This is a genomic window from Dyadobacter sp. CY312 (genome assembly GCF_021390535.1).
GTDB lineage: Bacteria > Bacteroidota > Bacteroidia > Cytophagales > Spirosomataceae > Dyadobacter.
In genome coordinates, this window is sequence record NZ_JAJUXG010000014.1 from 50,159 (window position 1) to 63,824 (window position 13,666).

A 13,666-nucleotide genomic window follows, 5' to 3' on the forward strand; every position below is an offset into this window, starting at 1 on the left:
ACGCCCAGTTGGATCTTCTACAAAATAGTAAGTCCGATTCAGAACACGCGTCACGAAAAGAAGTTGTAGAGAAACACGAATGAAGTTTCAATAATTAAGCAGATCCAGCGGGTGATGGCGTTTAAATATAATTGTACATAAGGACCATTGTGGGCAATACGCTTGAAGATAGCAATTAATATGGCCTGAATCAAGCCCGGAATCGATTACGCCTTAAACTCGTCCGCCCCGATTTGCAAACGGGGTGCCAATGATTTAGCGTTTGTAACGCGATTCCGACAACACACGTTGCAAACGCTCAACACCCCGTGATGCGGAGGTGTCCAAACTCGAGTTTATTCTAAACTTTTTTAATATTGTGGGATACAAGACCAAAATCCGGTTGATTAAAAGAGCTAAAAGCGAGCAATGGTATGTCAACTTTCCGGCTGCCGTAGCACGGGCGATTGACTTTGCGCAAGGAGAAGTGCTTGATTGACGGTCATCAGAAAATAGTGTTACAACGAAGTAACCAATCGGTAGTTGCATTGAAAAAAACTCAGAACCAAGAAGATGGGAAATCGAGGTAAATTTCAGGGAGGAAAAGACATTACTAGGCTACGGAGAGGCACAAGTTATTAACTCCAATTCAGCAGAGAAAGTACCTGCCTTTACTGTTGCCATGTACGGAACGATGCATCTGTCGGCACACAACACTACAAAAAATTGAGACGAATCAATTTTGCCAAGAGCAAAGTGGGATCCGCCAAAAGAAAACCAAAGGCTGTCCACCGCAGCGACGGTCGCATGTGAGATCACAAATCTGTTTCGCGCACGGCTTTGGTCCAAATCCATGCGGGGTAGTTTCTCGGGCTTCGTTAAAAATCAGGATCAAACACAAAGCCAGAGAAGCTCGTCTGAGCCTCAAGTTACCCGAGTTCAACCTTTTCTAAGAATTTAGCGGAAGACAGTGTGTCGCCGACAGTAGTCCTAAATGTGGCCGTTCGATGATCTATGGTCCTTTATTCAAAGCCTTACTCATAAACATTTTGGTCCTTTTGAATATAAACGGTTACTTTGTTCTGTAACTATATTTCTTAATTATCTACAAAAAAATCTCAACGTTTATGAAAAAAAATTATGCTTCTCTCCTGCTGCTTTGGCTGCTCCTGAGTGTTTCATTTATCAGCTGTACGGACCATGATGTTGAGCCACAGGCGTGGCTGAATGATCTTGAAACGCTATTAGGTCAGGGTACAAAATCAACCGTGGAAGGCTGGATTGATGCTGGGTTGGATGAAGAAAAAACAAAAGAAGCTTTTGCCAAATCCGGTAACAAAGCGAACTTATTCAACAGCTTAGAAACTGCGGTCAGCGTTTACGATCAGCGTGTTTACATTGAGGACTGGGATAACATTCCGGGTATCGAAAAAGGAAATTATGTCGCTAACGGATTAAAATCCGCGGTTTCTCATCCTGCCTGGGCGAGTACTGATCTTGATTTGTCCGCGTCGGATGCTGCCAATTTCGTCGATGCAAAAGCAGATGAGTTACCGGCAGGTACAAAAATTTACCGTATTACCGGCGGAAATCCGGCTGGTGGATACTGGACAGCGCAGATCCCTGCTTCGGTGGGTGATGTTATTGGTGGAACTGCCGTTCGTCCGGCCTGGAATAATTTTTCAAAATTCTACGTTTATGAGGTTCCGGTAGGCCAAACATTAAAAGTATGGAGAGGCACTACGGCAGCGCAGCAGATTGCTGACGATGTTATCAATCCATTTCTACCCGGAACAGCTGAGCAAATCTTTATACCCTTTGTTGTAAGAGATGCTACCTTTAAGACACTTGTTACAGAAATCCCGCTACCATGGTAAACGAATTATCTAAAATTGATCACTTATTCAAGGAGCTTACAGCATTATTGTCAGCTGAATCAAAAGCTGATCCGTACAATGCCCAATTTCTCAAATATGTAGAAGAGAGGCGATCACTGATAAAACAAGGTGATGCTAAAGAGGCGATCCGAGGCATAAACCGCTATTCAGATGAATTTTCTTTCTCAGATGCCAATGCAAAAAAAATCAAGACTATAATTGATTCTTTGTATGATCTGGTAAACCACTGATCTGAATTTTGGTAAAATAAAGGACGTAATCCAACCGAAAATTATTTTGGTTGAGTTACGTCCTTTTACTATTATTGGACCATGTTACAAGAGCCAAAAATAGGGCATTCAGAAAAAAAGTAAAACCGTCAGTTCTTCAGAATCTCTAAACCAAAACCCAAATCAAGGGGGTCAGTACGTACGGAATAGCCGCATAAAGAGGATTATAAACTTTGGACCTACCACCCCATAAATACCATCCCGGCTCCGCAGATGAAAATAGTCAGTCCGCCCAGCGGGTGCATAAATTGTTCGAGTTTGTTGGTCTTGAAAATACTGATTCCGTAGTAACCGAGAACGACCATGAAGATCATCGTGGCTAGTGTGACAGCCGTGTAGATTAGTATCATGCTCAACATGCCTGAAACGGAATTCTGAGCTGCCGGAAAATATAAAAGAGGAATCATGGGCTCGCAGGGGCCAAGCAAAAAAATAATAAACATCACCCAGGGGGTTACTTTGTGCCTTTCCTTGCTTTGGACGGCAGAGCCGTGTCGGTGTTCAAAAACATATACATCACCTCCATCCTCCACATCGAAATGCTTGTGACTTTTGTTCCGATATACATTAATAATCCCCCAGATTCCGTAAATAACACCAAATCCAAGAAGCATCCAGCCGGCCAAACCACCCCTCGTGCCTTCAAGCCACTGCACTTTACTCAACGACCAGCCCGCTGCTGCACCACCCAGGCCGAGCAAAATTGAGCTCCAGACATGGCCACATCCGCAAATGACCGTCCACCAGATCGTCTTCGTCAAAGACCAATTCCTGGATTTTGATAAAGCTACAAATGGAACATAATGGTCTGGACCGCTGAATGTGTGCAGACAGGCGATGGTCACCGCAGCAACAAGTAAAATTTCCAACTCTGATTGCATAGCCTAATTTTCTTTCATGAATATATTTGCGATCGATTTTAAACAATCCATTAACTGCTCCGACCGGTTCCCGAGAATACGTACCAACAATCCCGATACCGGTGCAGCAGTAATACCGAAGATAATGTTATCCTGTTTTTCCAAATATTCCGTTGCCCTCAGCACAACAACACTTTGATCAAATTTCTCATTTAACAGCATCAAGCTTGCCTGATGGGAAAACCCCTCCAGAAGTCCAATGCCGGAAAGTGCAATGGAAGCAGGTGTAAGGCAGATATTCTCTTTGATGATCAGTTTTCCGTCGTAAACGACCTCTGTAACGGCGTGGTATTTTTCGTACATAAAAACTTCTCCATTCAGCTTACGCCCACAGGTCACAATTTCTCCCCACACCAATCTGCATCCTGACGCCAGGTGAATTTTATTCCTGGTAGTAAAGATTGAGTTCGCCTGGGGTACGACCGGATGCGGCAAATAAACAAATGAAGAGCCCTTTTCCATAACGACCGTCATGGACTGACTTGCACCTGTTTTCATACTGAACAACCTTTGGTAGGATTGTGTCTGAAAAAGCAGGTGTCCCCCCTCCCCGATCTCAATCCTGATTTCATAGGCATCTCCGTCCAAAATCCCCGGCGAAGAACTCATTTGCATCACGTGCAGGCACCGCTCCATCCTATTTTCTGTAATATCGGCCAATTTGAAAGGAGGAGAAAAATAGCTCTTTTTCAAATACGTGACATTTTCCCGTAAGGCAACCTGTATATGCAAACGGGCATTCATCGTAACAATGCCGGTTCTTCCAGCGCTTCACACAAGGCATATTTTTTGATCCAGTTGATGACCGTATCAAGCCCTTGCAAACTCATCAGGTTGGTAAAAACAAAGGGTTGCCCGTTTCTCATTTTTCGTGAGTCACGCTCCATGACATCCAAATCAGCGTGTACATAGGGTGCAAGATCAATTTTATTAATCACCAGCAAATCACTACGGGTGATTCCTGGCCCACCTTTTCTTGGAATCTTGTCTCCCTCGGCCACATCAATGACAAAAATGCTGACGTCCGCCAGATCCGGACTAAAAGTAGCCGACAAGTTATCACCTCCACTTTCTATGAAAATAATTTCGATGTCGGGAAAACGTGCCGCCATTTCCTCAACTGCTTCCAGGTTCATGCTTGCATCTTCCCGGATCGCTGTATGTGGACACCCACCAGTTTCCACACCGATGATCCTCTCTGGCGGCAGGAGGCTGTTTTGCGTCAGAAATGCCGCATCCTCTTTGGTATAAATATCGTTTGTAATAACCCCAACGCTATACTCAGCAGCCATTTGCCGTGTCAGGCGTTCGATCAGGGCGGTTTTCCCGGATCCAACCGGCCCGGCCACACCAATTTTTATATAGTTCCGTTCCATATTTTAATATTTGTACAGGCCATCAGGCCTTTGTAAGACTTCCGTAACCCACCTTCCATTGCCTCTTTCGATATACCGTCTCCGTCCCAAATGTGCCTCAAGACATATAAAGCCTTGAATATAAACTTTCATGCTGAATACACCTGATATCAAACCCGGGGCAGCAAAGGCCAAGCATATCTTTATCGGGTATTATGGATTCCTCCACCAGTTGGTTTATTGTCGTATGCAATGAAAATAGTATTTCCTGCCCGTCCTGCTGGCCCAGCGGAATAAGCTTCACACAATTCGTTACAAAACCAACAGCAGTATTGTAATACAGTCCGGTCAGCATTTCTCTTTTTGGAATTTTCAAGACAAATGCATACAGTCCAAAAATGATGCAATAATGCCCAAATGCTTTCTTTAGCCGGATATCGGTCTGGTACGTCTCAGTGAGTTCATTGTTGCATAAAGGCTGAAAAACCCTCATCAAACGGTTTCCCAACTTGTGACTCGCCTCCCGGATTTCCCTTGGTAATTTAAGCGCTGAGCACTCCTCATCCAGTCCTAAAATTTCCTGATAATCACCTTGTTCGGCAGCGTCGTAGGCAAGCGAAGCAAAAGCGGCATCACTGTACTTAAAATTCCGGGACAACATTTGATTGATGAAATCCTTAGCTGTCTTCAGATCTTTCACCACACCCGCCTGCACGTAAGTTTCCAGACCCGACGAATGCGCATAACCGCCGATCGGTAAGGTGGGGTCGCTAAGCTGCAATAAACTAAGTAAATGCATATTCAAGGATGCGGTGCATGTTTTAAACAGAAGGACCGGCCAATTGCATAATCTTCGAAAACAAACTTGTCGTTCCCTGATCTCCGTGTGGCGAAACGGTCGTTTTCAAAGGCTGTAAAAGTCTACGGTTTTCTCTCAGTACCGGATACCCCTGAGCGGTCAACAACCGAAACAGAGGGGCTTCAAACGGAACAAGCAAGCAGTTATTCTCAAAAAATAACGGCAAATGTTTATTGCCGATTTCGTAACACAGCGAGGCTGTTTCAAAAATAGTTACCGGCTTCACGATGATACAGTCACAGGCCACAATATCCACGGCAATAACTTGAGACATATCTTCAAAGAGTATATCTCTCTGTGTGATTTCTGGTGATTCAGACAAAAACCTGAGAGTTACTTCCTTTCCAGACAACGTCCTTTTATGAAGAATTCGCTTCCGGGTTTCGTACCATTCCATCGGCAACCAGTCCACATGCCTCCCTGCCAGATCAAAGTCGCTCAAATTTCCAAGCTTCTCCTTTACGGTCATAATTTTCAGTTTGTGATTCTAAAACAAAAAATAGCGCTGCGCGAGTGACGCCACAGCAATCGGTTCGCATGTGATATGCTCACCATCCACTCGCACTTCGTAATTTTCAGGATTGACATCGATCTGAGGAGTGGCGTCATTGTGGACCAGATCCTTTTTTGAAATTTTGCGACAGTTTTTGACAGGTAGAATCATTTTTTGTAGCCCGTACTGCTGTACCACATTTTTATCAAGTGAAAGCTGAGACACGAATGTTGCACAAGTATTAAACAGCGCTTTTCCATAAGCCCCAAACATGTGGCGGTAAATCACAGGCTGGGGTGTTGGTATGGATGCATTTGGATCACCCATCCTGCTACCGATAATCATCCCCCCTTTTATGATCATCTCCGGTTTTACTGCAAAAAAGGCCGGTTTCCATAAAACAATATCGGCCATTTTTCCGTGTTCGATTGAGCCAACGTATTCAGAAATCCCATGCGTAATGGCTGGGTTGATGGTATATTTGGCCACATACCTCTTAGCCCGGAAATTGTCGTTTTCGTTGCCCTCATCTTCTGGCAAAAAACCCCTCTGCTTTTTCATCTTGTCAGCCGTTTGCCATGTCCTGATGATCACCTCACTCACCCGGCCCATCGCCTGGGAATCGGAACTCATCATGCTGAAGACTCCCATATCATGCAGAATATCTTCCGCGGCTATGGTTTCAGGACGGATTCTGGAATCGGCGAAAGAAACGTCCTCGGGTACCGATTTATCCAGGTGGTGACAGACCATAAGCATATCCAGATGTTCGTCAATCGTGTTAACCGTAAATGGACGAGTCGGATTTGTAGAAGAAGGAAGAATATGCGGATACATGGCGGCCTTGATAATATCAGGCGCATGCCCTCCGCCCGCTCCTTCGGTATGATACGTGTGTATAACCCGTCCATCTATGGCAGCTAAGGTACTTTCCAGAAATCCCGATTCATTTAAAGTATCTGTGTGTATAGCTACCTGAATATCGTGTTTATCTGCCATTTTCAGAGATGCATCGATCACGGCTGGGGTAGCTCCCCAGTCCTCATGAATTTTCAGACCAATACCACCCGCTTCGATCTGTTCTTCCAATGGCGGCAACGAAGCACAATTACCTTTTCCCAAAAATCCGAGGTTCATGGGAAACGCCTCAGCCGACTCCATCATCTTCCGGATATTCCAGGCGCCCGGAGTAACAGTAGTCGCATTGGTACCATCCGCAGGACCCGTTCCGCCACCGATCATCGTCGTTATCCCGCTGAAAAGGGCGTGGTCGATTTGTTGGGGGCAGATAAAATGAATGTGGGTATCGATGCCGCCTGCCGTGGCGATCAGGCCCGCTCCTCCATGTACCTCGGTGGAAGCACCAATGATCATGTTGGGTGAAATTCCGTCGGTCGTGTCAGGATTACCCGCTTTGCCAACACCAACAATCTTCCCGTCCCTGATCCCTATATCCGCCTTCACAATTCCCCAGTGATCGATGATGATCACACTCGTTATAACGAAATCCAGAACTCCCTCAGCGCGTACCGCGGTACCAGACTGGGCCATGCCATCCCGAATGGTTTTCCCGCCACCAAATTTAGATTCTTCGCCGTAGCCCACCTCACCCCCGATCGCCAGATCTTTCTCGATCTCGATGATGATGTCTGTATCGCCAAGGCGCACTTTGTCGCCAACGGTTGGCCCGTACATATTGGCATATTTGATCCGGCTGATTGAGAAACTCATTGTTTAATATTTTTAAAGCTTTGGGCGCTTGCCTTTTCAAGTGCGGCTTCTTTACCGCCAGACAGCTCACCATCTATCAAATTATTAAATCCGAAGATCTTCCCGCCGCCGCTGATTTCCACAAGCATGACATCCTTTTCCTCCCCCGGTTCAAACCTGACGGCCGTTCCCGAAGCAATATTCAATCGCATTCCGTACGCTTTTCCTCGGTTGAAAGCAAGTTGCTTGTTTGTCTCAAAAAAGTGAAAATGGGAACCAACCTGGACCGGCCGGTCACCTGTGTTGACAACCGTGATGTAATCGGTCCGCTTACCGACATTGGCGACGATATCGTCCTTTGCAAGTATATATTCTCCTGGTACCATGATTAAGGCTTTTTAGCGGATTGGATTGTGAACAGTGACCAGTTTGGTCCCATCAGGAAAAGTAGCTTCGATCTGAATATCATGAATCATTTCCGGAACCCCTTCCATCACGTCCTCGCGAAGTAAGATCGTGGCTCCATACTGCATCAGTTCAGCCACGGACTTGCCATCTCGCGCTGCCTCTTGTAAACGGCTGCTTATCAATGCTATGCTTTCCGGATAGTTCAGTTTCAGCCCTCTGGCTTTTCGCTTTTCAGCCAGCTCACCGGCTAAAAATAACAAAAGCTTTTCCTGCTCGCGTGGAGATAGATGCATCAGTGACTTTGATCTGGTTAATAATGGACAATCTATTTGAAGCAAACTTTGACAGCAAAACCTAAGTATTCACTACGTACGTAAATATAAAGATCAATCCGGTGTCAAACAATTTTTTTGTGTTTCATGATAACATAAATGAGCTGCGGGCATTTTCAACGGCCTCCTCAATTGTGCCAACCTGAAACTTCCGTAGAATATTTAACCGATGGGCTTCAATCGTCCGGATGCTGATTCCGAGCGATTCGGCAATTTCTTTATTTGTAACGCCCTGATGAATCATTCTGATGATCTGTTGTTCACGCTTCGACAGTGAGATTTCCGACGAGGTCGACTGTGTTTCGGTAGACGCATTTCTTTGCTCGTGGTATTTCCGTACAAGCGTGTCAGTGACCTCGCCAATAAAATAGAAATGACCGTTGTGCACGGTACGAATGGCATGCAGAAAAATTTTGTTACTCGTATCTTTCAAAATATAGCCACTAGCGCCCATATCCAGGGCGGTCAGGACATAATCCGGATTATCAAATAAGCTGAAGAACAATAACTTTGCCTTATTGTTGTCCTTTAACACTGACTTTCCGGTATCCAACCCGCCAATTCCCGGCATACGAATATCCATGATGATGACGTCCACGTGGGTTTTGGCAAGAAATGAAATGGCATCCTCCCCCATGGAGGCTTCACCGATCACTTCCATATCTGATTCGTTGTTGATCAACTGTTTCAGTCCATTACGGAAAATTTCGTGGTCATCTACCAGAAAGACAGCTATTTTTTTCATAAAGAATGTTTGCTAAACCTAGTTTGATGGAATGTTTGGTTAATGTTATTTGACATTATTCTTACGCAAAGGCAACTCCAGTTGAACTGTTGTTCCATTTCCGGGCTCAGAACTAATGTTAATGACACTGTTAAGCAAGTCTGCCCGTTCTTTCATACCCCTCAGCCCATGTGCTTTCGGAAATTTCTCCCGGGAGTAAATGTATTGGCTATCAAAATAAAACCCCTTGCCATTATCCTGTATGATCATATTTAAAAATTCAATGTCATTGTCTACGTGTATTTCTATGGTTTTGGCCTGAGAATGCTTGATCGCATTATTCAACGCTTCCTGCAAAATGCGAAAGACACCGATTTCAACCTCACGAGGAAGCGAATCCACCTGAATATTTTCCTCCAGATGAAAGGTAATGGAACTGGCAGTTTCGCGACAGGTTTTTACAAGTTCACGAATAGCCGACCGAAGACCAAAATCCTCCAAAACGCTTGGAAGCAAATCTGCACATATCCGTTTTGTTTCAAAAATGATGCTGCTCAGCAACTCATTTACTTTTAGTATTTCGGGGTCTTTGTGCTCCATCCGATCATCGACCTGTTCCAACTTCATTCGAAGGCTGGTGAGCATCTGCCCGATCCCATCGTGAATTTCGGCAGCGACACGCTCCCGTTCTTTTTCCTGGCCCGTGATGATTGAAAGCGACCGGATATGTTGTTCCGTTTCTTTTCTGTGCATTTTTTCGTCGGTCAGAAGCCACAATTCGTTCTCTGTGTTCTTCCGTTTCGTGATGTCGTTAGACACCACCAGATATTGGTATAAATCACCATAGTTATCAATAATTGGCATCATCGTGACGTCCAGCCAAAACCCCGAACCGTCGGAAGCCGTATCGAAAACTTCACCCTGCCACACTTCGATCTTCCGCTCCGGATTACGTATATGCTGATAAATGATGCTTTCATCTCCTCCGTGGTTGTTGTAAAACAATGGCCGCCCTTTCAGTTCGGATAGGTTATATTTGGTCACATAACAGTATCTGTCATTTGCGTAAATGATGTTTCCATCGCGATCCGTTTTTACAAGATAGGTTGCCTTTTCAAGCGCATAGTTTGTCTCCCGAAGCTCCTTGTGCGATTTTTCAATAGATTTACTGCTTTCCTGCAATTGCTCCGCAAGCTTTTTAGAACGGTTCTCTGAATCTATTAACCCAGTCATGGTTTGACGGATCCTGACGGATAAGGGAAAAAAGATAAGCGCCGCTTCCAGCAGAAGCGTAAACAAGACTACGCCGAGAAGGATGTATTCTATTTCCTTGAGCGTCCTCACTTTTTGTCGCCAGAAACGATCGTAATCAAACACGATAAGCTCCATGCCTAAAAGATACGATTTTTCATACTCGAGGATCTTTTTCACATAAGGCTTAATGTTCACCGAGTCGGTGGACTGCTTCTTTTCCATTTCCACCATCATACTATTGGCCGCCGTCAGTATTTCATGATAGGGCTCCTTCACCATATCATACATCATTGCAATCTCCTTCCGGTTATTTGGGGGTAAATTAAGAAATGAATTCCCTCCTATCAGCGCTTCATGCGCCTTTTGCCATTGCTTGAGCGTGTTGACAAATTCTTTCTGATTTGAACCCAGATCTCTGCCCGACTCAATAAGAAGCGCCGTCTTGCTTAACGTCTGGCTGTACGTACGAAGCCGCCCTGCATAATTGATGATATGCGAATCGTCGCGTTGGTCGGTCAGATATCTTTGAATAAGTATCTGGCTTAAAATAGAAATAACGGCTACAATCAGAAGCGCGGATGCATACAGCCAGGTAAAGTAAAGAAAGGTCTTTCTCTCCTGCGTCTCGATCTGAACGGGTTCTTTTTTGAACATACCTGAATAATTCTGTAATGTAATGTTCTTTTTAAGAAGCCTTGCGCCTCTCGTACCTTCGGGTAAATATACGTAGGTATGAAAGTAAAATGCCAAAGTGGGGCTATAATATCTGCACCCGGACAAACCGTATTAATTTCCCTGCAAAAAATTATAACGAAATATGATTTTGTAGTTCTTCGAGACTCATTTCCTCGGAGCTGCCTTCCGAAACCACCGCGCCACGGTTCATGAAATAGAAATAATCCGTAACCGGCCGGGCAAAATCAATTTTTTGTTCGACAAGTAAAACCGATATTCCCTGATCCTTGGCCAGCTTTTTAAGTATCTGCCCGATCTCCTGCGAGATGGATGGCTGAATGCCTTCGGTGGGCTCGTCAAGTAAGAGCAGCGAAGGCCTGCCGGTCAGTGCACGGGCAATGGCTAATTGCTGTTGTTGTCCTCCGCTCAAATTTCCACCCAAACGGTTTCTAAAATCCTTCAGTATCGGAAACATGGTATAAATTTCGTCCTCCGGGATTTTGGCCTTTCGGTCGGTTAAAGCTTCAAGGCCCAATTTAAGGTTCTCATAAACCGTTAGTTTGGGGATAATTTCCCTGCCCTGAGGCACATATGCAATACCCATTCTCGACTTCCTGAATGGCGGCATATTCGTAACATCCTCGCCTTTGTACGTAATGGTACCAGACTTGGGCGCAACGATACCCATGATCGTTTTTAATAACGTGGTTTTTCCTACGCCATTTCTCCCCATCACAGTCGTGACCGTGCCCTTTTTGACCACCAGCGAAGTACCCCACAAAATAGTACTTTGACCATATGCGGAAGTAAGAGAATTGATTTTCAAAATTGATTGGCTCATGATTCAGAAGTTTTCAAGTTGTACATTGGCCCGTCCCAAATAACTGTCTATCACACGCTGGTCATTTCGAACCTCATCAAAGGTCCCATCTACCAGCAGCTTTCCTCTCACCAGCACGGTCACCAGTTCCTTTGCAATCTGCTCCACAAATTTCATATCGTGTTCAATAACAATGATGCCATGGTGCTTTGACAATTGCAGGAGCAGCTCTCCGGTCTTTTCCGTTTCTTCGTCTGACATTCCCGCCGCAGGCTCATCTATCAGCATCAACTTGGGGTCCTGTAATACCACAATGGCAATTTCAAGCCATTGCTTCTGACCGTGTGATAGCTCTCCGGCCATCTTTTTCATTTCTCGGATCAACCCAACCTTACCAGCCACCTCCCGAATTCTTGAGTCAATCTCATCGGTTTGTTTGAAAAACAAAGAAGCGAAAATACCCTTCTGCATTTTGTAGGCAAGCAGCATATTGTCATAAACCGTCAGACTTGGAAAAACGGAGGGCTTTTGAAACTTCCTCCCAATACCAAGATTGGCGATCTCTACTTCTGTTTTTCCCAGAACGGGCACTCCGTTGTATAACACTTCGCCTGCATCTGGCCTGGTCTTACCGCACAGGATATCCAGAAAGGTAGACTTCCCGGCTCCGTTCGGTCCGATGATCACCCGCAGTTCCTTATCACGCAGGTTGAAATGGCTCAGATTCAAAGCATGAACACCTCCAAAGGACACTGAAAGCTGTTTAACCGTAAGTAGCATATTTTAAGCAGTTTAAGGTTCATATAATATCGTAACAAATGACATTTGTTTCAGGAGTGTATTACCTCCTTCTCTGCAACCGGCTGAATTCGCCTGCTTTTTCTGCCCAACTTTTCGACAGCCATCTCGATCATGCCGAGAAAACCCTTATCGAAATAAAGTACGGTAATTACAAAAAGGAAGCCCAAAATAAACAGCCAATAGTCAGGGAAAAGACTGGTGCAAATGCTGTATAAGAAGTTGACAATGAGCGCACCCAAAATAGCACCTTTCAGTTTACCCCTTCCGCCAAGTGCCACCCACATCACCATTTCCACCGAGGCCCTCACGTCCATTCTGCCCGGCGTGATAATTCCCGTCTGTGGGGCGTAAAGCATTCCGGCAAAAGCAGCCAGCAAGGCCGCCAGAATAAAAATAGCGAGTTTGTAGTCCAGAATCCGGTAAGCGGTGTAGCTCGTACGGGATTCACTGTCGCGAATGGCCTGAAGTACCTTTCCAAACTTGGAACTTACCAGCTTTTTGCTCAAAACGTAGGCGCCGCAAAGCCCTGCAAGTGACATCAGATATAGTCCCAACTTCACATTTGGCGACGACAAGCTTAATCCAAGCAATGTTTTGAAATCCGTGAGGCCGTTGGTGCCACCGAGCTTCGTTTCATTTCTTAAAAACAAGAGCCACATGGCCAGGGCAAGTGCCTGCGTGATGATCGCCATGTAAACGCCTTTGATACGACTGCGGAAAATAAAGTAGCCAAAAACGAAGGCAAAAATGGCCGGGATCAGAAGTCCCAGAATCATAGCCAGGCCGAAAGACTGGAAAGGTACCCAAAAGATAGGTAGTGAATCTACTTGATTCCACACCATGAAATCGGGCAGTAAAGTCCCATCCTTTCCAGCGCTTGAAGCGCCTTTAAGCACAATATGCATGGCCACACTGTAACCACCGAGGCAGAAAAAAAATGCCTGGCACATCGAAAGAATTCCTGTATATCCCCAGATCAGGTCAACTCCGATCGCCACAATCGCAAAACAGAAGTAACGACCCCACAAAGAAATGGTGTTATTTGACACGAAACCAAGCAGGTTGCCCAATGGCAATACGATCAGAAACAGAGCTATAAAAGCCAGGTAGAGTCTGAAATCTTTTGTCTTTCCCATGGTTTAATTTTGAAAATGGTTTCAATAATGTTT

At 45.1% G+C, this 13,666-nt stretch carries 14 protein-coding genes and 1 pseudogene; 2 read left to right on the forward strand and 13 right to left on the reverse strand.

Annotation, left to right across the window (positions count from 1 at the left end; genetic code table 11):
• The first annotated feature begins 1,106 nt into the window (after nt 1–1,106).
• Nucleotides 1,107–1,856 carry a hypothetical protein gene (locus tag LZG71_RS19845; protein ID WP_233823299.1) on the forward strand — a complete coding sequence of 250 codons (750 nt, stop codon included), beginning with the start codon at nt 1,107–1,109 and terminating at the stop codon, nt 1,854–1,856.
• Nucleotides 1,850–2,107 carry a hypothetical protein gene (locus LZG71_RS19850; protein ID WP_233823300.1) on the forward strand — a complete coding sequence of 86 codons (258 nt, stop codon included), beginning with the start codon at nt 1,850–1,852 and terminating at the stop codon, nt 2,105–2,107. The genes LZG71_RS19845 and LZG71_RS19850 overlap by 7 nt, the downstream gene beginning before the upstream one ends.
• A 218-nt stretch (nt 2,108–2,325) precedes the next feature.
• Here the strand turns inward: LZG71_RS19850 and LZG71_RS19855 are convergent, their stop codons facing one another.
• The 13 genes and pseudogenes from LZG71_RS19855 to urtC all read right to left on the reverse strand — a co-directional run bounded on the left by LZG71_RS19855 (nt 2,326) and on the right by urtC (nt 13,633).
• The gene (locus LZG71_RS19855; protein ID WP_233823301.1) at nt 2,326–2,907 is read right to left on the reverse strand and encodes a hypothetical protein; all 582 of its coding nucleotides are present in this window, start codon (nt 2,905–2,907) and stop codon (nt 2,326–2,328) included.
• Nucleotides 2,908–3,030: 123 nt separating this feature from the next.
• Nucleotides 3,031–3,759: an urease accessory protein UreD gene (locus tag LZG71_RS19860; protein WP_233823302.1), complete on the reverse strand. Its 729-nt coding sequence runs from the start codon at nt 3,757–3,759 to the stop codon at nt 3,031–3,033.
• A gap of 47 nt (nt 3,760–3,806) precedes the next feature.
• Nucleotides 3,807–4,442 carry an urease accessory protein UreG gene (ureG, locus tag LZG71_RS19865; RefSeq protein ID WP_233823303.1) on the reverse strand — a complete coding sequence of 212 codons (636 nt, stop codon included), beginning with the start codon at nt 4,440–4,442 and terminating at the stop codon, nt 3,807–3,809.
• 97 nt (nt 4,443–4,539) lie between these two features.
• Entirely contained in the window at nt 4,540–5,220 is a 681-nt protein-coding gene (locus LZG71_RS19870; RefSeq protein ID WP_233823304.1) for an urease accessory protein UreF, read from the reverse strand.
• A 22-nt stretch (nt 5,221–5,242) separates the two neighbouring features.
• Nucleotides 5,243–5,749 (reverse strand): urease accessory protein UreE, encoded by a 507-nt coding sequence (locus tag LZG71_RS19875; RefSeq protein ID WP_233823305.1) that lies wholly within the window; start codon nt 5,747–5,749, stop codon nt 5,243–5,245.
• A gap of 18 nt (nt 5,750–5,767) precedes the next feature.
• Nucleotides 5,768–7,504, reverse strand: a complete 1,737-nt coding sequence (ureC, locus tag LZG71_RS19880; RefSeq protein WP_233823306.1) for an urease subunit alpha — start codon at nt 7,502–7,504, stop codon at nt 5,768–5,770.
• 62 nt (nt 7,505–7,566) lie between these two features.
• Nucleotides 7,567–7,869: pseudogene (gene ureB, locus LZG71_RS19885) on the reverse strand (urease subunit beta); the annotation flags it as partial.
• Nucleotides 7,870–7,881: 12 nt separating this feature from the next.
• Nucleotides 7,882–8,184, reverse strand: coding sequence for an urease subunit gamma (ureA, locus tag LZG71_RS19890; protein WP_233823308.1), 303 nt, complete (start codon nt 8,182–8,184; stop codon nt 7,882–7,884).
• A 124-nt stretch (nt 8,185–8,308) separates the two neighbouring features.
• Nucleotides 8,309–8,968: a response regulator transcription factor gene (locus tag LZG71_RS19895; protein ID WP_233823309.1), complete on the reverse strand. Its 660-nt coding sequence runs from the start codon at nt 8,966–8,968 to the stop codon at nt 8,309–8,311.
• Between the two features lie 45 nt (nt 8,969–9,013).
• Nucleotides 9,014–10,951, reverse strand: a complete 1,938-nt coding sequence (locus LZG71_RS19900) for a PAS domain S-box protein (RefSeq protein WP_233823310.1) — start codon at nt 10,949–10,951, stop codon at nt 9,014–9,016.
• Between the two features lie 55 nt (nt 10,952–11,006).
• Nucleotides 11,007–11,717: an urea ABC transporter ATP-binding subunit UrtE gene (urtE, locus tag LZG71_RS19905; RefSeq protein ID WP_233823311.1), complete on the reverse strand. Its 711-nt coding sequence runs from the start codon at nt 11,715–11,717 to the stop codon at nt 11,007–11,009.
• A 3-nt stretch (nt 11,718–11,720) separates the two neighbouring features.
• Complete coding sequence (gene urtD, locus LZG71_RS19910) at nt 11,721–12,476, reverse strand: urea ABC transporter ATP-binding protein UrtD (protein WP_233823312.1); 756 nt, start codon at nt 12,474–12,476, stop codon at nt 11,721–11,723.
• Between the two features lie 50 nt (nt 12,477–12,526).
• The gene (gene urtC, locus LZG71_RS19915) at nt 12,527–13,633 is read right to left on the reverse strand and encodes an urea ABC transporter permease subunit UrtC (RefSeq protein WP_233823313.1); all 1,107 of its coding nucleotides are present in this window, start codon (nt 13,631–13,633) and stop codon (nt 12,527–12,529) included.
• Nucleotides 13,634–13,666 lie beyond the last annotated feature (33 nt).

Coding starts and splice junctions, on each gene's coding strand:
- LZG71_RS19870 (WP_233823304.1), bottom strand. CDS start 5,220: ATGCATTTACTTAGTTTATTGCAGCTTAGCGACCCCACCTTACCGATC.
- ureA (WP_233823308.1), bottom strand. CDS start 8,184: ATGCATCTATCTCCACGCGAGCAGGAAAAGCTTTTGTTATTTTTAGCC.
- ureC (WP_233823306.1), bottom strand. CDS start 7,504: ATGAGTTTCTCAATCAGCCGGATCAAATATGCCAATATGTACGGGCCA.
- urtD (WP_233823312.1), bottom strand. CDS start 12,476: ATGCTACTTACGGTTAAACAGCTTTCAGTGTCCTTTGGAGGTGTTCAT.
- LZG71_RS19875 (WP_233823305.1), bottom strand. CDS start 5,749: ATGACCGTAAAGGAGAAGCTTGGAAATTTGAGCGACTTTGATCTGGCA.
- LZG71_RS19845 (WP_233823299.1), top strand. CDS start 1,107: ATGAAAAAAAATTATGCTTCTCTCCTGCTGCTTTGGCTGCTCCTGAGT.
- urtE (WP_233823311.1), bottom strand. CDS start 11,717: ATGAGCCAATCAATTTTGAAAATCAATTCTCTTACTTCCGCATATGGT.
- urtC (WP_233823313.1), bottom strand. CDS start 13,633: ATGGGAAAGACAAAAGATTTCAGACTCTACCTGGCTTTTATAGCTCTG.
- LZG71_RS19850 (WP_233823300.1), top strand. CDS start 1,850: ATGGTAAACGAATTATCTAAAATTGATCACTTATTCAAGGAGCTTACA.
- ureG (WP_233823303.1), bottom strand. CDS start 4,442: ATGGAACGGAACTATATAAAAATTGGTGTGGCCGGGCCGGTTGGATCC.
- LZG71_RS19895 (WP_233823309.1), bottom strand. CDS start 8,968: ATGAAAAAAATAGCTGTCTTTCTGGTAGATGACCACGAAATTTTCCGT.